The sequence below is a fragment of the Paenibacillus sp. alder61 genome (assembly GCF_020179875.1).
Lineage (GTDB): Bacteria > Bacillota > Bacilli > Paenibacillales > Paenibacillaceae > Fontibacillus > Fontibacillus faecis.
The window spans coordinates 38,084-62,455 of record NZ_JAIUDG010000026.1 but is presented as its reverse complement, the minus strand read 5'-3'; the positions used below and the strand labels follow the sequence as shown (position 1 = coordinate 62,455).

The 24,372-nt window shown below is 52.8% G+C and carries 17 protein-coding genes; all 17 read left to right on the top strand.

Features of this window, described 5'->3' with window-relative positions; all coding sequences use genetic code 11:
* Positions 1-426 precede the first annotated feature (426 nt).
* On the top strand, positions 427-3,042 hold the full coding sequence (adhE, locus tag LBW89_RS23220; protein ID WP_148451768.1) for a bifunctional acetaldehyde-CoA/alcohol dehydrogenase: 2,616 nt from the start codon (positions 427-429) through the stop codon (positions 3,040-3,042).
* A 254-nt stretch (positions 3,043-3,296) separates the two neighbouring features.
* The gene (gene pflB, locus LBW89_RS23215) at positions 3,297-5,567 is read left to right on the top strand and encodes a formate C-acetyltransferase (RefSeq protein WP_148451769.1); all 2,271 of its coding nucleotides are present in this window, start codon (positions 3,297-3,299) and stop codon (positions 5,565-5,567) included.
* Positions 5,568-5,638: 71 nt separating this feature from the next.
* On the top strand, positions 5,639-6,382 hold the full coding sequence (gene pflA, locus LBW89_RS23210; RefSeq protein ID WP_148451770.1) for a pyruvate formate-lyase-activating protein: 744 nt from the start codon (positions 5,639-5,641) through the stop codon (positions 6,380-6,382).
* A gap of 206 nt (positions 6,383-6,588) precedes the next feature.
* The gene (locus LBW89_RS23205; protein WP_148451771.1) at positions 6,589-7,974 is read left to right on the top strand and encodes an ABC transporter substrate-binding protein; all 1,386 of its coding nucleotides are present in this window, start codon (positions 6,589-6,591) and stop codon (positions 7,972-7,974) included.
* A 100-nt stretch (positions 7,975-8,074) separates the two neighbouring features.
* Positions 8,075-8,959, top strand: a complete 885-nt coding sequence (locus tag LBW89_RS23200; protein WP_225040544.1) for a carbohydrate ABC transporter permease — start codon at positions 8,075-8,077, stop codon at positions 8,957-8,959.
* On the top strand, positions 8,959-9,786 hold the full coding sequence (locus LBW89_RS23195) for a carbohydrate ABC transporter permease (RefSeq protein WP_213504695.1): 828 nt from the start codon (positions 8,959-8,961) through the stop codon (positions 9,784-9,786). The genes LBW89_RS23200 and LBW89_RS23195 overlap by 1 nt, the downstream gene beginning before the upstream one ends.
* Positions 9,787-9,857: 71 nt before the next feature.
* On the top strand, positions 9,858-11,699 hold the full coding sequence (locus tag LBW89_RS23190; protein WP_225040542.1) for a sensor histidine kinase: 1,842 nt from the start codon (positions 9,858-9,860) through the stop codon (positions 11,697-11,699).
* The gene (locus LBW89_RS23185) at positions 11,671-13,335 is read left to right on the top strand and encodes a helix-turn-helix domain-containing protein (protein ID WP_225040540.1); all 1,665 of its coding nucleotides are present in this window, start codon (positions 11,671-11,673) and stop codon (positions 13,333-13,335) included. The genes LBW89_RS23190 and LBW89_RS23185 overlap by 29 nt, the downstream gene beginning before the upstream one ends.
* An 18-nt stretch (positions 13,336-13,353) precedes the next feature.
* Entirely contained in the window at positions 13,354-14,988 is a 1,635-nt protein-coding gene (gene nagZ / locus LBW89_RS23180) for a beta-N-acetylhexosaminidase (RefSeq protein WP_225040538.1), read from the top strand.
* A gap of 163 nt (positions 14,989-15,151) precedes the next feature.
* Complete coding sequence (locus LBW89_RS23175; RefSeq protein WP_225040536.1) at positions 15,152-17,440, top strand: stalk domain-containing protein; 2,289 nt, start codon at positions 15,152-15,154, stop codon at positions 17,438-17,440.
* A 140-nt stretch (positions 17,441-17,580) separates the two neighbouring features.
* Entirely contained in the window at positions 17,581-18,039 is a 459-nt protein-coding gene (locus tag LBW89_RS23170) for a Fur family transcriptional regulator (RefSeq protein ID WP_225040534.1), read from the top strand.
* A gap of 23 nt (positions 18,040-18,062) precedes the next feature.
* A complete protein-coding gene (gene yidD, locus LBW89_RS23165; RefSeq protein ID WP_148451779.1) occupies positions 18,063-18,329 on the top strand; it encodes a membrane protein insertion efficiency factor YidD in 267 nt (88 codons plus the stop codon).
* A gap of 378 nt (positions 18,330-18,707) precedes the next feature.
* Positions 18,708-20,696, top strand: a complete 1,989-nt coding sequence (gene metG / locus LBW89_RS23160) for a methionine--tRNA ligase (protein WP_225040532.1) — start codon at positions 18,708-18,710, stop codon at positions 20,694-20,696.
* A 166-nt stretch (positions 20,697-20,862) separates the two neighbouring features.
* Positions 20,863-21,888, top strand: coding sequence for a metal ABC transporter substrate-binding protein (locus LBW89_RS23155; RefSeq protein ID WP_225040530.1), 1,026 nt, complete (start codon positions 20,863-20,865; stop codon positions 21,886-21,888).
* A 37-nt stretch (positions 21,889-21,925) separates the two neighbouring features.
* The gene (locus LBW89_RS23150; protein WP_148451782.1) at positions 21,926-22,684 is read left to right on the top strand and encodes a metal ABC transporter ATP-binding protein; all 759 of its coding nucleotides are present in this window, start codon (positions 21,926-21,928) and stop codon (positions 22,682-22,684) included.
* A gap of 35 nt (positions 22,685-22,719) precedes the next feature.
* Positions 22,720-23,523 carry a metal ABC transporter permease gene (locus LBW89_RS23145; protein ID WP_148451783.1) on the top strand — a complete coding sequence of 268 codons (804 nt, stop codon included), beginning with the start codon at positions 22,720-22,722 and terminating at the stop codon, positions 23,521-23,523.
* Between the two features lie 19 nt (positions 23,524-23,542).
* Complete coding sequence (locus LBW89_RS23140; RefSeq protein WP_148451784.1) at positions 23,543-24,256, top strand: cytochrome c biogenesis CcdA family protein; 714 nt, start codon at positions 23,543-23,545, stop codon at positions 24,254-24,256.
* Positions 24,257-24,372 lie beyond the last annotated feature (116 nt).

Genomic DNA, 24,372 nt, shown 5'->3' with positions numbered 1-24,372 from the left:
AAAATTTAAATTAATTATATAACGTTTCTTCATGTTTGAGTGGCCTGTAAAGGCTGAAAAAGTGTCGAAATTTTAACATTGTGACTATTTTCACTTTTTGAGGTTGATTTATTTCACTATCCATGTGATTCATGATACAGAAATAACTGCCGGAAATGGAGAGGAACATCATATGAAGAAGGGGCTCTCCTCACTGTTTTATGATAAGGAATGAAAATGAGTTTTGAAAAAACAAACAGATAAAATGAAAGTAAATCAAAATATTTTTAAACTACGTGAAAAATTTCACTATACAAACCGGACCTGATGTGGTATGCTTTAACCATCAAGAGAAGCGCAAGGCTTCATAAGGATAAACCACAAAGTGAAATAATTCACAATTAGATAAAAGGTTTATCCATAACCCCACTTAGGAGGATGAGAGAAATGGCCGTAAAGAATGACGCGACGACAAAAGCAGCTCCGGATGCACAGCAGTACACCCAAACTTTGATTGACAAGGCGAAGAAAGCTTCCGAAGCGTTCATGACCATGGATCAGGAACAAATCGACAAAATCGTGCAGGCGATGGCCCTGGCCGGACTCGACAAACATATGCATCTGGCGAAGATGGCCGTAGAGGAAACCGGGCGCGGCGTTTATGAAGACAAAATCATCAAGAACATGTTTGCGACCGAATACATTTATCACAGCATCAAATACGACAAAACGGTAGGCGTTATTGAAGACAACCAATTCGACAGCTTCCAGAAAATCGCCGAACCGGTCGGTATCATCATGGGGATCACACCGGTAACGAACCCGACATCCACCACCATTTTCAAATCGCTGATCGCGATCAAGACGCGGAACCCGATCATCTTCGGATTTCATCCGTCCGCTCAAAAATGCAGCGCGGAAGCGGCGAAGATCTTGCTCGAAGCCGCCATCAAACACGGGGCTCCGGCCGACTGTATCCAGTGGATCGAGAACCCTTCGATGGATCGGACCAACGCGTTGATGAATCATCCCGACGTGGCCTGCATCCTGGCTACCGGCGGATCGGCGATGGTCAAAGCGGCTTACAGCTGCGGCAAACCGGCCCTCGGCGTAGGCCCCGGCAACGTGCCTTGCTTCATCGAGAAGAGTGCAAACCTGGATCAAGCGGTGAACGACCTGATTCTGTCCAAGACGTTTGACAACGGTATGATCTGCGCATCCGAGCAAGCGGTGATTATTGAAGAACCGATTTTTGATCAAGTGAAGAAAAAAATGATCGCCAACGGCTGCTACTTCGTGAACAAGGACGAAGCCGCCAAATTGACCGCGGGAGCGATTATCGCCGACAAATGTGCGGTTAATCCGAGCATCGTGGGTCAACCGGCCGTCAAGATTGCGGAAATGTGCGGCATTGACGTTCCGGCGGGAACGAAAATTCTCGTAGCCGAAATCGAGGGTGTGGGACCTAAATTCCCGTTGTCCGCCGAGAAGCTGAGCCCGGTGCTTGCCTGCTACAAGGTGAAAACGGCCGAGCAAGGGATCGAACGCGCGTTGGAAGTCGTACAATTCGGCGGCATGGGCCATTCCTCGGTCATTCATTCGAATAATGATGAAATTATCCAAAAATTCTCGGACCGGATGCCGACGTGCCGGATCTTGGTGAACCAGCCATCTTCGCAAGGCGGTATCGGCGACATTTACAATACGAATCTTCCATCGTTGACACTGGGCTGCGGATCTTACGGACGCAACTCGACATCGTCGAACGTAACGGCTGTAAATCTGATCAATGTGAAAAGGGTGAATCACCGTACCGTGAATATGCAATGGTTCAAAGTGCCGAGCAAGATTTATTTCGAGAAAAACTCGACTCAATATCTTGCCAAAATGCCGGATATTTCCCGTGTGCTGATCGTAACCGACCCGATGATGGTAAAACTGGGCTACGTGGAAAGAGTAGAGCACTATCTGCGTCAACGTCAGACACCTGTCGCTATCGAAGTGTTCTCCGACGTGGAGCCGGATCCATCGACAACGACGGTAGAACGCGGTACCGAACTCATGGCGAAATTCCAGCCTGACTGCATTATCGCACTCGGCGGGGGGTCGCCGATGGATGCAGCGAAAGGCATGTGGCTGTTCTATGAGTATCCGGACACGGATTTCCACAACTTGAAGCAAAAATTCATGGATATCCGCAAACGGATTTACAAGTATCCGCGCCTGGGCCAAAAAGCGAAATTCGTGGCGATCCCGACCACTTCGGGTACAGGTTCGGAAGTCACTTCGTTCGCGGTCATCACGGATAAAATCAACGGCAACACGAAATATCCTTTGGCCGATTACGAGCTGACTCCGGATGTGGCGATCATCGATCCGGAATTCGTGTACAGCTTGCCGAAAACCGCGGTGGCCGATACAGGGATGGACGTATTGACGCACGCGATCGAAGCTTATGTATCGGTTATGGCTAACGACTATACGGACGGCCTTGCGATCAAAGCGATTCAATTGGTGTTCCAATACCTTGAGAAGTCGGCTTTGACCGGCGACAAGCTGGCCCGGGAAAAAATGCACAATGCTTCGACACTGGCAGGTATGGCCTTCGCGAACGCGTTCCTGGGGATCAACCACAGCTTGGCGCATAAATGGGGCGGCCAATATCATACCGCTCACGGCCGGACCAATGCGATCCTGATGCCGCACGTCATCCGCTATAATGCCAAGAAGCCGACCAAATTCGCGGCTTGGCCTAAATACACGAACTTCGTTGCCGACGAACGGTATGCCGAGATTGCCCGCATCCTTGGACTACCGGCCCGTACTACGGAAGAAGGCGTGAAGAGCTTGATCAATGCGATTCGCGATCTGAACAGAAAACTGGGCATTCCGGAAACCTTCCAGGAACTCGGCTTCGATCCGAAGGATTTCGAATCGCGGGTTGACTATTTGGCCGACCGCGCTTTTGAAGACCAATGTACGACAGCCAATCCGAAGCTGCCATTGGTATCGGAGCTGGCCGAAGTTTACCGGGACGCCTTCTACGGAAGATTTGAAGAATAAGTGAACAAAAGGCTCGAACAACGTGACAAATATCACCTTGTGTGATATTTGTCACAATCTTTCTAAGGGGATTGTTATATCATATAAATATAAATGATCCCTAGTACGTTGGTAAGTTCAGCGGAGATCATCAACATCAGATCAAGGACTTATCAGTGTCTAAAATGTGAAAATTATCACAAATTTAAGGGATCGTGAGGCGCGGAAAGCATCCTTCAACGCCGCGCACTTCAAATATATATGGAGGGATTAAGATGTCGGTGATCGAGAGAGAAGTACAAAACACGCAAGAAGTTAAGACGGCTTGGAGAGGATTTAAGAAAGGCAAATGGATGAGGGAAGTGAACACACGGGACTTCATCGATACGAACATTAAGCCATATGAAGGAGACGAATCCTTCCTGAAAGGCGCCACAGCCAATACCAAAGCGCTGTGGGACATCATTTCCGATCTGTCCAAGAAGGAGAGAGAAGCGGGCGGCGTTTTGGATGTGGACGTTCATAAACCTTCGACGATTGTTTCCCATAATCCCGGTTACTTGGACAAAGAGAAGGAACAGATCGTAGGCGTGCAAGGGGATGCCCCTTTCCAACGGACGATCCATCCTTTTGGCGGTATTAACATGGTCATTAATTCTTGCAAGGCTTACGGTTTTGACCTGCCGGGCGAGATTGTAGATATGTTCACCAAGATTCGCAAAACACATAACCAGGGCGTGTTCGACGCCTATACTTCCGACATGAGAGCCGCGCGTAAAGCGGGGATCATTACCGGGCTTCCGGATGCTTACGGCCGCGGCCGGATTATCGGGGACTACCGCCGCGTCGCCCTTTACGGCGTGGACTTCCTGATCAAGCAAAAACAAAAAGAGCTGAAGGATCTTGAAGTGGACGTCATTGACGAAGACGTAATTCGCCTTCGTGAAGAATTGTCCGAGCAAATCCGCGCTCTGGATGAGTTGAAGCAACTCGGTCAAATGTACGGGTTCGATATTTCGAGACCGGCGGAGAACGCCAAAGAAGCCTTCCAATGGTTGTACTTCGGATACTTGGCAGCCGTCAAAGAACAGGATGGAGCCGCAATGTCCCTGGGCCGTGTTTCTTCCTTCCTTGATGCTTATATTGAACGCGACCTGGCTGAAGGCACACTTACCGAGGAAAGCGCGCAGGAACTTGTCGACCATTTCGTCATGAAACTGCGGATCGTCAAATTCCTTCGCACTCCGGAATACAATGAGCTGTTCAGCGGCGACCCGACCTGGGTAACCGAATCGATCGGCGGGATGTCCGTACACGGTACGACCAAAGTTACCAAGAACAGCTTCCGTTTCCTGCATACATTGTACAATCTGGGACCAGCGCCGGAACCGAACCTGACGGTTCTGTGGTCGGAGAAATTGCCTGAAGCGTTCAAGAAATACTGCGCCAAGGTTTCCATCGAAACCAGCTCGATTCAATATGAGAACGACGATCTGATGCGTCCGATCTACGGTGACGACTACGGTATCGCCTGCTGCGTGTCCGCGATGGAAATCGGCAAGCAAATGCAGTTCTTCGGTGCCCGCGCCAACCTGGCCAAAGCGCTGCTGTACGCCATTAACGGCGGTAGAGACGAGAAATCCGGTGCGCAAGTCGCTCCTGAATTCCCGGCGATCACTTCCGAATATCTTGACTACAACGAAGTCATGAAACGGTTTAAACCGATGATGGAATGGCTTGCCAAGCTCTATGTAAATACGCTTAACGTTATTCACTATATGCATGACAAATATTGCTACGAACGCATTGAGATGGCGCTGCATGATCGTGACATTCTTCGTACGATGGCTTGCGGTATCGCCGGACTGTCGGTAGCGGCCGACTCGCTGAGCGCGATCAAGTACGCCAAAGTGAAGCCGATCCGCAACGAGCAAGGCATTGCCGTCGACTTCGAAATCGAAGGTGAATATCCTTGCTACGGTAACAATGACGATCGTGTCGACCAAATCGCCGTCGGGCTCGTGGAATCATTCATGAGCATGATCCGCAAACACAAAACTTACCGTAACGCCATGCCGACACAATCGGTATTGACGATCACGTCGAACGTGGTTTACGGCAAGAAAACCGGCTCTACGCCGGACGGACGCAAAGCGGGCGAACCGTTTGCTCCGGGGGCGAACCCGATGCATGGCCGGGATAAGAAGGGGGCGCTCGCCTCGCTCAGCTCGGTTGCCAAACTCCCATACGAGCACAGCTTGGACGGCATTTCCAACACCTTCTCGATCGTGCCTAAGGCGCTCGGCAAGGAAGCTGAAAGCCGCAAATCCAACCTGGTATCGATGATGGACGGTTATTTCGGCAGCAAGGCGCATCACCTGAACGTCAACGTATTTGACCGTGAACAGCTGATGGATGCGATGGAGCATCCGGAGAACTACCCGCAATTGACGATTCGCGTATCGGGTTATGCGGTCAACTTCATCAAGTTGACCCGTGAACAACAACTGGATGTCATCAATCGGACCTTCCACGGCTCGATGTAAGCAGAAAGAATTTTAAAGATAGGTCTATGCTTGGTCCAACGACAGCTTACAAATAAAAGGAGTGACGAAACATGCTTAAAGGTCGCATACATTCATTGGAAACTTTCGGAACGGTGGATGGCCCGGGTATTCGTTTCGTCCTCTTCATGCAGGGCTGTCTGCTGAAATGTCAATATTGTCACAACCCGGATACCTGGAGCCTGACGGACGGGAAAGAGATGACCGTAGACGAGGTGCTGGCCGAAATTGAGCCATACCTTACCTACTACCGTTCCTCGGGCGGCGGGTTGACGGTATCCGGCGGAGAGGCGACGCTGCAAGCTCCGTTTGTCACCGAGCTGTTCCGCGAAGCCAAGAAGCGGTGGAATCTTCACACGACGTTGGACACCAACGGTTACAATGAGGGGGATAAGATTCGCGACCTTCTGGATGTGACGGATTTGGTCCTGTTGGACTTGAAACATATTGACAACGAGAAACACATCAAGCTAACCGGCAAGCCGAATGATCGGATGTTGAAGATGGCGGAATGGTTGTCGGAACATGACCGTAACATGTGGATTCGCCACGTTTTTGTTCCCGGCATCCATGATGATGAGCAGGATTTGTTAAACCTCGGCCGCTTTATCGGTGGTTTGCGGGGAGTGGAGAAGTTCGAAATTCTCCCCTATCACCAGATGGGGATTTACAAGTGGCAAGAGTTGGGCTGGGATTATCCGCTTGATGGGGTCCCTTCGCCAACGCCGGAGGAACTCGAGCGGGCAGGTCGGTTGATTGAAGAGGGACGGCGGCAAGCAGCTGGTGTGAAATCGTAATTGGCGTTAACAAATGTAACATGAAATCTAATTTTTATAAGAGAAACGGTTCAACTTAACTCAAGAAGTTAGGTTGAACCGTTTTCTTTTTGTCATTTAGATGATTTTATCCCTGGAATAGAAAAATGACCTCCTTACCAATATTGAACGCGCTTTCTATAATGAAGGTGTAGCAAAACCAGACAATGAGGAGGGTCCATAAAAAGATGAAAAAAAGCTTCGTCCTTCTGCTGAGTTTATTTCTTTTGAGCTCGATAATGCTGGCAGGCTGCGGAAAAGCCGCTAACGAGGGAGCTCCCGCAACAAACGGAGAACAGCCCGCGACAAACGACAAACCTAGCGAACCCAAAGCCAGCGAGGAGCCGTTTGAGATTACGATCCGTCACACGCAAGTTGGCGAATCCAAAAAGTTCCGCCTTGCCTTGCTAGAGGATGTCGTGAAAAAGACGCAGGAAGCGGTTCCGGGACTCAAAATCAAGCTGGATGCCGTCGATTCCGAAGTAAACCGGAAAGAAAAGCTGAGAGGCGAGATGGCTGCGGGGAAACCGCCGGAAATTTTCGATGTTTTCGGAAGTCCGGACGCCGCCCTATATGCCAAGGAAGGGTTGATGCTGGACTTGACGCCGATTTTGGAGGAGCTCGGCCTCAAAGACAAGTTCACCACCTTGGCCCCGTTCACGCATGACGGAAAGATCTACGGACTGCCGATCGGCGGGTCGATCGAAGGATTTTTCTACAATAAGGCGTATTTTGAGGAGAAAGGGCTGAAAGTGCCTGCCACGCTGGATGAACTGGAGAAGCTGGCCGAAACGATCAAAGCCGACGGCAAAATCCCTTTTGCCCAATCCTCCAAGGATGCCTGGATTCCGCTGATGACAACCAACAACCTGTGGTCTTACTACGGAGGGCCGGAAATTACCTACGGCTTCAAGACGGGCGAAACCAAGTGGACGGATGAAAATATGGTCAAGGCCGTAGCCAAGCACCAGGAATGGGTGCAGAAAGGTTATTACAAGAAAGGCGAGCTCGGATTTGAATATGCGGACATGCGGAATCAAATCATTACGGGCGAAGCGATCATGATGATGGATGGCTCTTGGGCCAATTCGGTGTTCCGGGATCCCGCACAAGCAGGCGATACGGTCGGTAAAATCGGATTCTTCAACATGCCGCCGCTGAAAGCCGGAGACCCGGTGGTGGTCATGCAGGACGCGAACAACGGGTACGGGTTCTCCAGTGCGGTCGCGGAAGATCCGCGGAAGCTGCAGGCTGTCAAAGAATTCATCAAGTTCATGTGGACGGAAGAGATGCAGCTTCGTGGACTGAAAGAAGACGGCGTGCTGCCGGCGATGAAAATGGATCTGGAGCAAATGAAGACGACTTCGGACGATCCGCTGATGCAGGATATTTTCAAAGCGGTCAGCGAGATCGGGACTTCGTTCCCGGCGTTTGACGCCCTGGTTCAAGCGGAAGTCAATACGGCGCTTAGCATGGGGATCCAGCAAATTATCGGCGGGGAAATCGATCCGGTCAAAATGCTGGAGAACGTCCAGGCGGCTCAAGACGCGGCGAACGCGGCTGAGCCGCAATAAGGACCGCCAATAGCGATTGACGATGATGAAGGGCGCCACCCGCCTCCAAAGGGGGCGCTCTTTTTTCACAAAAAATAAGGCATCCGCCATGGAGGTTACTATGAATAAAGCGCTAAGAAATCCGCTGATCTATGGATTGTTTGTGCTTCCGGCATTTGTGTTGTTCCTGGCCTTCTTCGTTTATCCGATTTTGAGCGCCATGAACAACAGCTTTACGAGCTGGAACGGAATTTCCAAAAATATTACGTATATCGGCTTTGACAATTACCTCACCGCTTTTCAAGATGCGGCTTTTTGGAAATCGGTACGGAATAACGTTTACTTCATTCTGTTCTCCTGTTTAATCCAGGTTCCCTTGATCGTCATTTTCTCGCTGCTGATCGCCAATGTGAAGCGGCTGAAAGGCTTGTACAAAACAGCGGTATTTATGCCGTCCATTATGTCGACGGCCGTGATCGGCATTCTGTGGGGCTTCATTTACAATCCCGATTTCGGGTTGGCCAATGAAATATTGGGCGTGTTCGGTTTGCCGCAGGTCTACTGGCTGTCGGATAAAAATTGGGCGATGCTGTCCATTTTGATCACAAACGCCTGGCAGTGGACCGGATTTTATATCGTGATGGTGCTGGCCGCGATTATTTCCATACCCAAAGAATTGGAAGAAGCGGCGGCGATCGACGGCGCCACAGGGTTTCAGCGGGCTACCCGGATTACCATTCCGCTCGTGATGCCGATTATCTCCGTTGTGATCATGCTGTCCATGGCCGGGGCCATGAAGGCGGCCGATATTGTGCTGGTCATGACCAAAGGGGGGCCCGCCGGTTCGACGGATGTGATGGCCACTTATATGATCCGCTACGCGATTACGAGTTTCAGACATGGTTTCGGCAACTCCATCGCCGTGCTGATCTTTGTGTTCACGATCGTCCTCACCGCGCTTTATCAATTTTTTGTGGCAAGACGGACAGAAAGGATTGAATACTGATGAGAGCATTAAAAAAAATCGTCCCGCATATTTTTCTGATGGGTTACCTGCTGATCATCCTGTATCCGTTCCTGTTCGTCCTGTTTTCTTCCGTAAAAACGAACAATCAGGATATCGCGGCGAATCCGTTCGGTTTGCCGGGCTCCATAACCTTCGACAACTACGTTAATGCGTGGGTGAACGCCAAGATTAACACTTATTTTTTTAACAGTTTATATATCGGTGTCGTTTCCGCCTGTTTATCGATTCTGTTCGCGGCGATGCTGGCCTTTGCCGTAACCCGCATGCGTTACAACCGGATCAGCGCCGCCTTGTTTCAATTGATCCTGCTGGGCATGCTTATTCCCAACAACTCGCTGCTGCTGCCGATCTACGGCGTGATGCGAAAATTAAACATCCTTGATACGCATATGGCGTTGATTCTTCCGTACATCGCCAACGCGATCCCGTTCTCGGTCATCATTCTCGCGGCATTCATGCGTTCGCTGCCCGGAGAGATTGAAGAGGCGGCGGTCATCGACGGTTTGGGTTCGGCCGGACTATTCGCCAAAGTTATTATTCCGCTCACGGTTCCCGCGATCGTTACGGTGTTTATTATTAATTTTCTCGGCAATTGGAACGAGTTTTTGCTTGCCAACTATTTCTTGTCGAGCGACGAGCTGCGGACGCTTCCCGTCGGGATGGTCGGATTCCGAGACGCGTACAACACGAATTATGCCCAGATGTCGGCCGGCATTGTATTCAGCGTCCTTCCGGTCATGATCATCTACGCTATTCTTCAGGAAAAGATCATAGAAGGAGTTACGGCCGGCAGTGTCAAAGGATAATAAAAGCGCTTCCGCAAAAGGGAGAACCATTCTCGGCGTCGCGCACTTCAACTTCGGGAGCGAAACGGCCAATGAACTTGCGCATCAAATTGTTTACCGCCTTTCTCGGGCTGGTCATTATTCCGTTGTTCATCCTCGGCATCATTACGTTTATCGTAACGTTCCGGTCGATTGAGATGAAGTACAGCCAGCAGGCCGAGTACTCGCTGAGGGCGATCGGCTACAGTATCCGAAATGTATTTCACGAAATGGATAATGTGACGGATAACGGGATTGCCAAGGGGGTTTTTCAGGAGGCGTTGAATTCGCGAAACCCGGACACCCAGGATTTGACGGCCGCAGACCAGCTGGAGCTGAACGCCAATCAGCGAAATTTCCGCTCGCTGTTGTACAATCATCCGGCTATCGATTACGCATTTTTGTACAATATCCAAAGCAGCCGGGAATCCAAAGTCATTACGATCTTTAATAAGGAAAATTTCGAGACGCTGCCCTATGAGGAATTCAAAGAGCATTCCTTATACCGGGAGGTCGTGAAATTGAATGGGGTACCGCGCTGGATCGCACCGCGGGAGTATCCCGAGTTAACCGGAACGGACAGCGTCTTCACGCAGATCCGGCTGATCAAAGACCTGGAAAGTTTTAAGCGGGTTGGGGTTTTGTTCGTCCAAATCAAAAGCTGGGAGTTCGAAAAAATATTTCAGAGCATGACCCTCGGCAGCAAGCTGCGGGACACGAGATTTTTTCTGGTCAACGATAAAGGGCAGGTGCTGTATGACTATCCCTCCGAGCTAACGGGTCTGGTGCTGGATGACCAAATCCGGCAAAGGCTTGTCGGCACCCGCGACGTGTTCAGTTATCGAGGCAAATTCAACGGAGAAGAGAGCGTGATCTCCATCCATCGGTTACAAGATTATCCATGGACGGTGGTATCCGTGACCTCTTGGCGCTATTTGTCGCAGGAAGTGACGACTTTTGCCAAATGGTTTGTGGCGATCATTCTTGTCTGCGTGCTGACGGCGATGCTGTTCAATGTCTTGTTCGTGAACCGGATTACGGGAACGATCGGCGTGATCGTCCGCTTTATGAGAAAAGTCGAGGCCGGCGACCTGAACGCCAGGGTGGAGGAAAAAGGGGATGACGAGCTGCTGCTGCTGCAGCAGGGCTTTAACAGCCAAATGGATAAGATCAACGAACTGTTCGACCAAGTGAAGAAAGAGCAGCGGCAAAAAGCAAACGCGGAGCTCCGGGTGCTGCAGGCGCAAATTAAGCCGCACTTTCTGTTTAATACGCTGGAATCCATCAATGTGCTCGCGGTGCAGAACGAGGGGCGCAAAGTAAGCGAGATGGTGCTGCGGCTTGCCCGGATATTAAGGATCAGCATCCAGGGGAAAGAGGAGATCCCGCTTCGTGAAGAAATCGAGCATTTGCGAAGCTATCTGGAGATTCAGAAGTTCAGATTTGCGGACCTGTTCGAGTACGAGATCGACGTTCCCCCGGAGCTTATGGATTGCCTGGTATTAAAGCTGACGCTTCAGCCTTTGGTGGAGAACAGTATTCAGCACGGGTTTGAAGGAATAGCGTATGGAGGAATTCTGCGCATATCCGGTCATTCGGAAGGAGACCGTTTAATTCTGCGAATTGAGGATAACGGCATCGGAATAAGCCGGGAACAGTTGTCGCTGATCCACTATGCGGACACCGGAAGTCAGCCGGAGGTCAAGAGCGGGGCCGATCAAGAGGGAAGAGGGCTTGGGCTGCGCAGCGTCTATGACCGTTTGCGGTTTCAATACGGGAGCCGGTACGGCCTGTTTATTTGCTCGCATCCCGGAAGCGGGACGGTCATTCAGTGTGTGATTCCGAAATCCGAATGGGGGAAACGAGATGAAGCTGAAGGTATTGCTCGTGGATGATGAATTGCCGATCCTGAACAATTTGTCGAAAGTGCTGCCCTGGGAGGCCATGAACTTCGAAGTGGTCGGTCTGGCCAGGGAAGGCCGTCAGGCTTTGGAAGCGGCACTTCTGCACCGGCCCGATTTGATTCTGAGCGATATCCGGATGCCGGTCATGGATGGGCTTTCTTTTATCCGCCACGTCCGGGAAAACGGATTGGACAGCGCGATACTGCTGCTGACGGGGTACCAGGAATTTGAGTATGCCCGGACCGGCATAAAATACGGTGTCAGCGATTATATTACGAAACCGATCGATTATTATGCGCTTGAGGAAACGGTGCGGCGGCTTGCGAGTCAAATCGCGGACAGGAAAAAGAAGCAATTCCGGCAGCGGCAGTTAAACCGGATCGCCCACTGGCTGAATGAAAAGCACATCCTTTATTCGCTGCTGGGACAGATCACGGAGGAAGGGACGATTGATGGGACGGAGTTAGAAACGGAGAGTGAACATGCGGACGGGAGCGCGGATTCGAATGGGGACCTTGCTATGAATCCGCAGCCCGGTTGTTACGGCCTGCTTCTGTTGGAGGCGGACGGGTATGCCGCCGGGTCGCTATCCTGGTCTTCCGCCGAACGAAAAAGCTGGAACATGAAGATCAAGCAGCGGTTAAAGGAGTTGTTCCTGCCCTTATTGAACGAGTGCCTGATTATACAGGCGAGGGAAGGGGAATGGTGTGTCGTTTTTTCCACGGACACGGAATATGAGCTCTCTAGCGAGCGGCTGCGGCCCATTTACGAGCGGTTGCAAGCGGCGGTAGGAGAAGAGACGGAAGGCATGGGCGTCCGGATGTGTCTGGAAGCGGGGGGACTGAGAAGGAGCGGCCTAAACTTGGCATACCGGCGCCTGCAGCGGCTGCTGCTGGCGGTGGCGCCACAGGAATGGTTTGTGCGGGCGGACCGCCTTCCGGAACGGGAAACCGGACATTCCCATGCATCGGAGGAGGGCGGACGCTGGGGCTATATCGAAGAGCTCGGCCCCGCCCTTCGACATGGCCATCCGGATGCGTTAAACCGGATCGCCGACGGTCTTTCGCAATATGCGGAGCGCATGGCCGGAGGGCAGCGATCGGGCGAAGCCGAACGAATGCTGAATTATGTGCTGATCCATCTTTTGCGCGAGCTGCGTGAATTACGGGTGTTGACGGAAGAGGAAGAGGCCGCCGTTTGGTCCCGGCTGCGGGAATCCCTCGGACTAAAAGACCTGCTGGCGCTGGTCAAATCGTTGCTGCATCGCGCCGGAGTCTGCCATGCCGGCAGGAAATCCGCGGAGATGTTGATGGCCTCGGCTCAGGGCTATATCCGGGATCATCTGGCCGATGATTTCGGGATCGAGGAGATCGCCGATTTTCTCGGAATCAGCTGCAGTTATTTTTGCCTGCTGTTCAAGAACCACTTTGGCGAAACCTTTGTTGAATATTTAACGAGGCAGCGGATGGAAAGGGCCAAAGATTTGCTGAGCCGCAGCGATAAACCGATCGCGCAAATCTGTGCGGCCGTCGGCTATCAAGAACGCCGTTACTTCTCGAAAGTGTTTCAGAAATACACGGGCATGACGCCTTCGGAATTTCGTATTCAGCAATCGAACGTATCCTAAGAAAACGGGGGAATTAGCATGGATTTGTCGCAATGGTCTTTGGACGAGAAAATCGGCCAGCTCTTCATCTGCGGATTTCACAGCCTGACAGCGGATGAACAAATTCGGACACTGGTGAAGGATTATCATGTCGGAGGAACCGTCTATTTCCGCCGGAACGTGGAATCCGTCTCCCAATTGGCGGCCCTGTCGGCCAATTTGCAGCGGCTGCCGCGCAGCAGGCCGGAAATTCCGCTGTTTATATCCATCGATCAGGAGGGAGGCATGGTATCCCGCCTGGACCATGAAGGGATGAGCCGGATTCCCGGAAACATGACGCTGGGGGCGGCCGGGGACCTGCGGCTGACTCGGCGCGCGGCCGAGTTGGCGGCCAAGGAAATGATCGCCTTGGGCATCAATTTCAACTTCGCCCCCTGCGTCGATGTAAACAACAATCCGGCGAATCCGGTCATCGGGGTCCGTTCCTTCGGGGAGGACCCGGACAAGGTCGGGGAGCATGGAGCGGCGGCGATCCACGGATATCAGCAAAGCGGCGTGATCGCGACGGCGAAGCATTTTCCCGGCCACGGCGATACGACCGTCGATTCCCACCGCGGGCTCGCGGTGGTTCCGCATGATCGGCGGCGGCTGGAGCGGATCGAGCTCGCGCCGTTCGCAAAGGCGATCGCGGCCGGCGTCGATGCGATCATGACGGCGCATGTGGCGTTTCCGGCCTTCGAGCCGGATGAGGGTACGCCAGCAACGCTTTCGAAGCGCGTGCTGACCGATTTGCTTCGCGTAGATCTGGGGTTTGAAGGCGTGATCGTGACCGATTGCCTGGAAATGCATGCGATATCCAAATCCTGCGGTATCGCCGAGGGGGCGGTGCGGGCCATCGAGGCCGGGGCGGATCTCATACTCGTCAGCCACACGTTCGAGGATCAGATCGCCGCGATTCGGGCGGTTCGGGAGGCGGTAGCGTCCGGCCGTCTCAGCGAAGAACGAATAGACCGCTCCTCAGAGCGCGTGCTTGCTTTAAAGAAGAAGCGGATCGGTTGGTTACCCCCGGTTGCGGAAACGGAGTCTTTCGTCCCCGTTCCTTTAACGCCGCCGGAAGAGAGCGATGCCCTCCTGACCGAAATTGCCGAACACAGCGTTACCCTGGTCAAGGATGCCGAAAACCTGCCTCTTGATCCCGCGGAGGCCATCCTGGTCGTGTGGCCCGAGCTCCGTCACCGGACGGAAGTGGATGAGCCGGCGGTTCACCGCTATACGCTGGCCGATGCCCTTGGGCGGTACGGGGAACGGATCACCTTGTCCGTGATCGGCACGCATCCGACGGAGCGGGAGGTGGAGGAGGTGCTAAACCAAAGCCGAAATTTTGCCCAAATCGTGGTCGTCACTTATACGGCGGAAGGTGAACTTCCGACGGGTCAAGCGCAGCTGGTTCAGGGGTTGAATCGGCTTTACGGTTCACGGATCGTCGCGGTTTCAAGCCGCAACCCCTATGACCTGCATGATTTCCCGGAGGTCGGCACTTATCTTTGCCTCTACGAAAACCGATCCTTTGCGCTGGATGCTTTAGCCAAAGTGCTGACCGGCAAAATCGTGCCTCGCGGTACGCTGCCGGTAAGCTTGGACTCCGAATACCGGACCGGGTTCCGGTTACTCTAACTGAAACAAGGCCATAACTCGCGGCAGATCCAACAAAATTAACGGATCATGTCGCTTTTTTTACATTGCTGTAATATTTACAGAAACTTTTTAAGGGAAGGCGCGTTTAATAGTATGTGTGATTTTGAAAGAGTCAAATATGGGAGTAGAGAAGGAGTCTAGCATGAATTTCAAAAGATTGGTTATCACTACAGTTATAGCGCTTTCACAAGTGGCTATGGTTCTTCCCGCGAGTGCGGAAGAAGCTGTTACACCTCCCGCTTCGAACGGGGCGAATGCAACAACGAGTCAAAATCAGAGCAACACCGGCAGTGGAAATACGTCGAACCAAACGACTGATCCCAGCGGGGGCCAGGGGAATGGGCAGACCGGGGATCAGACTTCGGGAGAAAATCAGGGGAACACCGCTCCGGCCGATAACGGCACACAAGGGAAGAGCGGCGACAAAGTGGCTCCGGACGGTACGGTAAATGGTGATCCGGCAGCACAGACACCCGACAATCAAGATCCGGCGAACCAGGTTCCGGGAACCACGGAAGAGCCGCCCGTTGAAATTACGTCGAACGATGCCGCCGGCTCCGGCCAGCTGGTGCTTATGATGAACAGCAAGAAGATGTACCAGAACGGCAAGGAATACCTCGCCGGTTATCCGATGGAGGTCAAGGACAACGTTTCCTACGTTTCGATCCGCGCCATCGTAGAACGCGCCGGATTGCAGATCGCTTACGACGGCAAAACCAAGGAAACCATCATTAAGCGCGGGACCGACGAACTGCGTTTTAAAGTGAACAGCGCCAGCTATAAAGTGAACGGCGTTACGACGGCCATGAAGGGCAAATCCTATTCCGTCCAAAATAACTTCATGGTCCCTTTGACGGCGATCACTAAGGCTTTGAACATCAAGTACGAGGTGGATCTGCAAGGCAAACGCGTCATTCTGAATCTTGAGACGAAACCGAAGGCTTCCTTCTCGATCGGGAACAAGGAAGTGATTGCGGGTGAGACACTCGTTCAGTATGTGACGGAATCCACTTCGCCGATCGGACTTCCGATCGTTAATGAAGAGTGGCAGGGCAAGCAAGATATGTTCGATACGCCGGGGCTTTACGTCGTGACTTACCGGGTACAGGATTCCAGCGGTCAATGGAGTGATCCGTTCTCCCTGACAATCGAAGTCAGAAAACCGCATACGCCGCCGGTGGCGAATTTTACGACCGACAAAGATACTTACAAGATGGGCGAGCTTATTACTTACACGGATCAAAGTACCGACGAAGTCGGCATCAAGAGCCGCGAGTGGCAGAATCGGGAGTACGCTTTCTTTTCGCCGGGTCCCGTAACGATTAAGCTGACGGTAACCAACGAATTCGGACTGACTTCCAGCATCGAGAAGACGATTACGATTACAAATGAAACGCTGTACACCCGGGATGAATTTAATAAGCTGTTTATTCCGGTCGGCGAGAAATACGGTTTCGATGGAACCCAGGTTCCAAGCTGGGAAAGAGTAAACTATCAATTCACTTCGGAACCGACGACGCTGATTCGCAGCAACAGCCCGGAAACGGTATATTCCGAAGGCATATTGTACCAGGAGTCGGTTATGGGGAATACCCGTTTCATGGTTCACCATGTGAACGCGACCGGCAAAAATGTGAAAATGTATATTATCGCTACCAACAACAATGCCGAAACGGTGCGGTTAACCCAGACCAACCTCGGTTTTGCCGGACCGAACCCATCCGCGGTGGGCGTCGGTAAAGCTTCGGTTCAACGGTATTACGAGTCGATGCAAAACGGCAGCCAATACAAAGAAACGTGGATTGCTCCGGGCGAGAAAAAACTGGTGATGACCGAACTGAGTGCGGTAGCCCTGAAACAGGGGGACGTCATTTCCTTGCTGGCCGATCTGTACAGCGATAACACGCTGCAATACGATGTGATTCTGATCGGAGCGGACAAAGATCCGATCGCTACGCTTCCTTGGCTGGGCTTCGTGGAAAAGGATAAGCATAACCGCGGCACGTTCCCTGAAGCGACTCGCCGTATCGATTACGGGGAATTGGTCGGCTCGAAGCAAACCCGCCTTTTGATCGGCGACAATTCCAGCGACCCGTTCCTGGTCGGTTACGATACGCCGAGAAACGGCGAGTATGTGCTCAACGCCGGGAACTTCGGCGTCCTGTATACGATCAAGCTCCATCGCGTCGCACCGAACACGCTGGTTACGTTTAACCCGCGCGGCGGCTTCTATACCGGTTATATTATGATCAACGGAGAGATTGTGCCGGTGGCCAAGGAAAGCGGCGTATATGCCCCTAACGAAAATGTCGTTCTGTTCCGGACGGGGGACAGTGAGCAATCCGTGGAATTCCTGTTTACGGCTGCTCCAGGCAGCAACTTGTCCGTGAACCTGTTGTTCCAACCGCTTCCTCAGAAGAAGCAGCCTTAAGGTTTTAATTGACGAAAGCGAGCCATGGAGGTCACACTCTGCGGCTCGCTTTTTTTGGCAGGGGCTTCATTGACGAGGGGCCCTCTTTTGCGGCATTATAATAGAAGTGACGCATGAAGGAAAGACGGGAGGAATGTCGCATGCTGTCAACGGAAGAGATTATTTCGGTCATGTCGGCGCAGGGTTTGAGAATTACGGATCAGCGAAGAAGCCTTGCGAAACTGTTTGCCGAGACCGACGGTTACCTAACGCCGAAAGATGTTTATGAATATATGAGCAGCAAATACAACGGACTCAGTTTCGATACCGTATACCGTAATTTACGGGTTATGGAGGAGCTGGGAGCGATCGAGCAGATCGTGTTTGAAGACGGTTTGAAATTCCGTGCCAGCTGCAGCAGCGAAGGCCACCATCATCATCACATGATCTGTCTGCAGTGTCAGAAAACATACCCGATTCATTTTTGTCCGATGCCGCTGACGGATGCCCCCGAAGCTTTTCAGGTGGTTAAACATAAATTTGAAGTATTCGGGTACTGCAAAAATTGCCAGCGGGAAAGCGCACCGGGCGAAGAAGCGGCTCGCAAGCCGGCCAAGTAAGGCATAGAAGGAAGAGGATTGCCATGGGGATCACCAGAAAAGCGTTCCAAGGTCCGATCGTTTTCTACCGGAAGTTTATTTCTCCCCTGAAGCCGCCGACTTGCCGGTTCTATCCGACCTGCTCAGCCTATGCGCTCGAGGCCATCGAGGTTCACGGGCCGGTGAAAGGCTCCTGGTTGGCGGCCAAGCGCATCGCAAAATGCCATCCTTTTCATCCGGGCGGTTTGGACCCGGTTCCCCCGCGTAAGAAAGAGCGGCCGGAACTGTCGGATGACTCCGCTTCCGGCTGAGAGGTGATGGAAATGACGGAGCCGCGGCTTGACAGAAAGGCGTTATTTTTCATAAGATAACCTTATAACTGAATTTCCCATTTCGATGAACGGATAAGTACTTGGATTTAGGCCAGCCTCAGAGAGCCGGGGGAGCTGCAAACCGGTCTGGTCTAACCTTGGAAGATGGTCCGGGAGAAACCGCATTCGAGTCGCCGGCGGAAACACCGGGATAAGGATACGGCGCGGCATCCGGCGTTAATGGAGGGTCCGGCAGGACCGACTGAGCCCGTGCGCTGTGAAGCGGCGGGGAAATTGGGTGGTAGCGCGTGAGTTTTCTCTCGTCCCATATTGGGACGGGAGTTTTTTGTTTTTTAACTCTAAAAGGAGCTGAAGGAAATGTCCGAAAAAAAGACGTTTTACATTACGACCCCCATCTATTATCCCAGTGACAAGCTGCATATCGGGCATGCGTACACCACGGTGGCGGGCGACGCGATAGCTCGTTACAAACGGCTGCGCGGCTTCGATGTCCGCTATTTGACGGGGACGGACGAGCATGGTCAAAAAATTGAACGCAAGGCCGGAGAAGCGGGGAAGACCCCGCAGCAATTTGTCGACGACATCGTGGTCGGCATTAAAGAGCTGTGGAAGAAGCTCGACATTTCGAACGACGATTTCATCCGCACGACCGAACCGCGGCATAAGGCGGTCGTCGAGAAGATTTTTGACCGTTTGGTGGAAAAAGGCGATATCTATAAAGGGGAGTATGAGGGCTGGTACTGTACCCCGTGCGAATCCTTCTTTACGGAGCGGCAGCTCGTCGAGGGCAACTGTCCCGACTGCGGACGTCCGGTGGAGTTGGTCAAGGAGGAAAGTTATTTCTTCCGGATGAGCAATTACGTCGACCGGCTGCTGAAGTACTACGAGGAAAATCCCGGCTTTATCCAGCCGGAATCCCGCAAAAACGAAATGATCAACAACTTTATCAAGCCGGGTCTGGAGGATCTGGCGGTATCGCGGACCACGTTTGACTGGGGCGTGAAGGTAAAAGGGGATCCGAAGCACGTCGTATATGTGTGGATCGACGCTCTGTCCAACTATATTACGGCTTTGGGCTACGGAACCGACAACGAGGAGCTGTTTAACCGCTACTGGCCCGCCGACGTTCATCTCGTCGGGAAAGAAATCGTGCGGTTTCATACGATTTACTGGCCGATTATGTTGATGGCGCTGGATTTGCCTTTGCCGAAAAAAGTATTCGGCCACGGCTGGCTTCTGATGAAGGGCGGCAAAATGTCCAAATCCAAAGGAAATGTCATGGATCCCGCCGTGCTGATCGACCGTTACGGGCTGGACGCCACCCGTTATTACTTGCTGCGCGAGGTGCCTTTCGGCGCCGACGGTTCGTTTACACCGGAGAGCTTCGTCCAGCGCGTTAATTCCGATCTGGCTAACGATCTGGGCAATCTGCTGAACCGGACGGTGGCGATGGTCGGCAGATATTTTGACGGCGAAGTCCCGGCTTACCGGCCGAACATTACGCCGTACGATGCCGATCTCTCCAAACTTGCGCTCGAAACGGTCGAGAAGGTGGAAGAGGTCATGGAGAATTTGGAATTTTCCGTGGCGCTGTCCGCTATCGGCGCTTTTATCGGCCGGACCAACAAATACATCGATGAAACCCAGCCTTGGGTGCTCGCCAAAGATGAGGCGAAAAAAGAGGAGCTGGCTTCGGTGATGGTCCATCTCGTCGAATCGCTGCGGATTGCGGCGATCTTGCTGCAGCCGTTCCTGACCCAGGCGCCGGCCAAAATCTGGGCGCAGCTGGGCTTGACGCCGGGCGAACTGACCGCCTGGGACAGTGCCAAGTCCTTCGGCCTCGTACCGGCCGGGACGAAGGTCGGCAAGGGCGAGCCGATCTTCCCGCGGCTCGACGCCGAGCAGGAAATCGAGTACATCGCGAACTCGATGTCCGGGGGGACGGCGTCCGCGGCTGCCGCGCCGGCTGAGGCGGCCGACGCTGGCGCTTCCGCGGAGGCTCCCGCGAAGCCGGAGCTCAAGGACGAAATCGGCATCGACGATTTCGCCAAGGTCGAGCTGCGCGTGGCCGAGGTGCTTGCCTGCGAGCCCGTGCCGAAAGCCGACAAGCTGCTCAAGCTGCAATTGGACCTCGGCTTCGAGCAGCGGCAGGTGGTCTCCGGGATTGCGAAATTCTACAAGCCCGAAGAGCTGGTGGGCCGGAAAGTCATCTGCGTAACGAATCTCAAGCCGGTGAAGCTGCGCGGCGAGCTGTCCCAGGGAATGATCCTGGCGGCTTCGCAAGGGGACCAGCTTACGCTGGCCACGGTGCCGGATTCCATGCCGAACGGCGCCGTCGTCAAATAAAACGACCGATTGTACACTTACCGCCAAGCGCTCTGCCCTTGGCGGTTTTTTTGTGGCTTGCTCTCAAATAATAAGCAAAATGTCAACATGGAGTTGACACTTGTTTTACATTACCTCTATAATCATCTTTGTAATTATTACGATTAAAGCGAGAGGGAGAGAAAATATGCGTTTATACATAAATAAATGCTGGAAGCCGGCGATGATCCTGCTGGCAGGAGTCCTGCTGCTTGCAGGCTGCGGGAAAAGCGGCGGCGGAGGCGAAATTGTCGAGGGGAAGCTGAATGTCGTCACCAGTTTTTATCCGGTTTACGAATTTTCCGTGGCGATCGGCGGCGAGGACGCGAATGTGATCAATCTGCTGCCGACCGGGGTGGAGCCGCATGATTGGACACCGCGGAGCAAGGACATGCTGAACACCTCCAAGGCGGATTTGTTCCTTTATAATGGAGCGGGATTGGAAGGATGGGTTCCCAACTTTCTTAAAGGGCTGAATCAAGACGCAAAAGTGAAGCCGGTGGAACTGAGCAAGGGCATCGAGCTGATTTACGCGGAAGGAGATGACGGCCATAACCATGGCCATGCGGAGGCAGGCGAGAACGGGGCGGAAGAAGAAGGTCATGCCGATGAAGCCCATTCTGAACAGGCACACGAGGATGGGCATGATCATCATATCGATCCGCACACTTGGGTCAGCCCGAAATCCGCGAAAATCATGGCCGAGAATATCAAAAACAGCTTCGTGGAGGCAGATCCCGCCCATAAAGAAGGGTATGAAGCCAGGTTTGCGGAGCTTCGCCAAAAGCTCGACGATCTTGACGCGAAATTTACGGAGGAGCTGGCCAAAACCTCGAAAAAGGAAATCGTCGTTTCCCACCAAGCTTTCGGCTACTTGTGCCGGGATTATGGCCTCACCCAGCATGCGATCATGGGCTTGTCCCCGGAAGCGGAGCCACGAGCCCAGGATTTGGTGACACTCTCCAAAATGGTCAAACAGGAAGGCATCCGGTACATTTTCTTCGAGGAACTGGTTTCCGACAAGCTGGCCAAAACTTTGGCGAGCGAAGCCGGTGTCGAGACACTGGTGTTGAATCCGGTCGAAGGGCTTACCAAGGAGCAGCAGGAGAACGGGGACAATTTCTTTACCCTCATGGAAAAGAATTTGCAAAATCTGATTCTCGCTCTAAAATAAAGAGAGGCATTACAGTAGAACCGGAAGGAAGAGAGCCATGAACTCCGAAAACGCCGCTCCGGCGGCTTACTGCCATGAGAATATCATCGAACTGGATCAGGTTTCCTTCGCTTACGGCGATCAGAAAGTCATTACCGATCTCAGTCTTGTCGTGAAAGAACGTGATTTCGTCGGCGTGATCGGTTCCAACGGAGCCGGCAAAACGACGCTTCTCCGGATGATGGTCGGCTTGCTGAAGCCGTCGCAAGGAGAGATCCGGCTGTTCGGGCAAAGCATCCGGCGGTTTCGGGATTGGGACCGCATCGGCTATGTGCCGCAGAAGAACGCCTTTAATCCGCTGTTTCCCGCAACGGTGCGGGAAGTGGTCATGTCGGGCTTGTACAGCAACAAGAAGCTGTTTAAGCGGGTCGGCAAGGAGGATCTTCAGAAATGCAGCGAAGCCCTGGAAGTCATGCGAATCGCGGACATTGCCGGCAAGCGGATCGGTCAATTGTCGGGAGGTCAGCAGCAGCGGGTGTTCCTCGCCCGGGCGCTGATCAATCAGCCCGATCTGCTCGTGTTGGATGAGCCTACGGTCGGAATCGACGCGCAAACCCAGGCCGATTTTTTTGAATTGATTTTTCATATGCATCGCCACCACCACATGACATTCCTGATGGTGTCCCATGATATGGAAATGATTGAAAGTTACTTGGGTAAAGAACCGCGCGACCGCTGCGGCGGCATTAAATTTTACGTGCGCCATTCGCATGAACAGGACTGCACCATCCCCGGGATGCAGCATTCGTTGGTCTAGTCTGCATGCTCGGGAAGCGATAGGAGATGTGACATTTGGAGATTTTAACTGCGGATTTTTTTCAAAGAGCGCTGACAGGCGGGCTGCTGATCGGGCTGACGGCTCCCCTGATCGGCATTTTTCTTGTTTTACGGCGGCTTTCGATGATCGGGGATACGCTGGCCCATGTGACGATTGCGGGGGTGGCTCTGGGGCTTCTGGTCAATGTCTATCCGATCGGCGTCGGGCTGGCTTTTGCCGTCGCGGCCTCGTTTGCGATCGAGAAGCTGCGCAAGGCCTATAAAGGATATGCCGAGTTGTCCATCGCCGTCATCATGGCGGGGGGCGTGGCGCTGGCTTCCCTGTTCTTCACGCTGGGAATGGGTTACAATACGGATGTAATGAGTTATTTGTTCGGCAGTATATATACGTTGGACACTACCGATCTGTATGTGGTCGGTGCGGTCACCCTCGTTGTCGTCACGGTGGTGTCGATCTTCTTTAAAGAGATGTTCTTGCTGACGTTCGAAGAGGATGCGGCATCGGTCAGCGGGTTGCCCGTCAAGCTGCTGAATATGCTGATTACCGTTATGACGGCACTGGTCATCAGTACCGCGATCAAAATCGTCGGCGCCCTGCTCGTATCGGCGCTGCTCACGATTCCGGCGGCCTGCAGCCTGCTGATTGCCAGAAGCTTTAAGTCCTCGGTGATCTTCTCCGTCGCTATCGCCGAGATCGCCGTGGTCGCCGGCCTGGTTACCGCGGGGGTATGGAACCTGGCCCCCGGCGCTACGATCGTTTTGCTGCTGATCGCCATGCTGATTTTAACATTGATCGGGAAAAAAGGATTTTCCGCATAGACATGGAAGGATGGGTGTTATGGCCGACATGAATCTTTGGGTTGCTTTCGGGGCGGGGGTGGCGTCCTTCATTTCTCCATGCTGCCTTCCGTTATACCCGTCCTATTTGTCGTATATTACCGGTCTGTCGGTGCAGACGCTAAAGACTGAACAGAACAAACGGGAAGTCCGGTTCCGCACCATGACGCATACGCTGGCCTTCATTTTGGGGTTTTCCGCGGTATTTTATACGCTCGGATTCGGCGCGGGACTGTTCGGCGAGGTTTTTAACAACAACCGGGATTTGATCCGCCAATTGTCGGCGATATTAATCATCCTGATGGGACTATTCCTGCTCGGCATCTTCCAGCCCCAGTTTTTGCTGCGCGAGCGGAAGATGAATTTGAAATTCAAGCCGACGGGCTACATTGGCTCCTTTATTTTCGGCATCGGCTTTTCGGCGGGATGGTCCCCCTGCGTCGGTCCGATCCTCGCCGCGATTATCGCGCTTGCGGTAAGCGAGCCGGGGACCTGGCTCGGCCTCATCACCGCTTATTCGGCCGGGTTTGCGCTGCCTTTCTTTGCCCTTGCTTTTTTCGTCGGCTCGACGAAGTGGATTGTCCGTTACTCGGCTGTTCTCATGAAGGTAGGAGGCGGAATTATGCTGCTGATGGGCATTTTGCTGTTTACGAACCGGATGGCGCAAATTACGATTTGGCTGCAGCAGATGACGCCGGAATGGCTGAAATTCTGAGCGAACCGCCTTTCCATGAGTATTAAATTGCATGGTTCGCAGACTTGCCAACAGACAAGTTTTACATGTATCATTAAACAAGTAGCGGGATGTGCATGTGATGTCAGGTCCGCGTG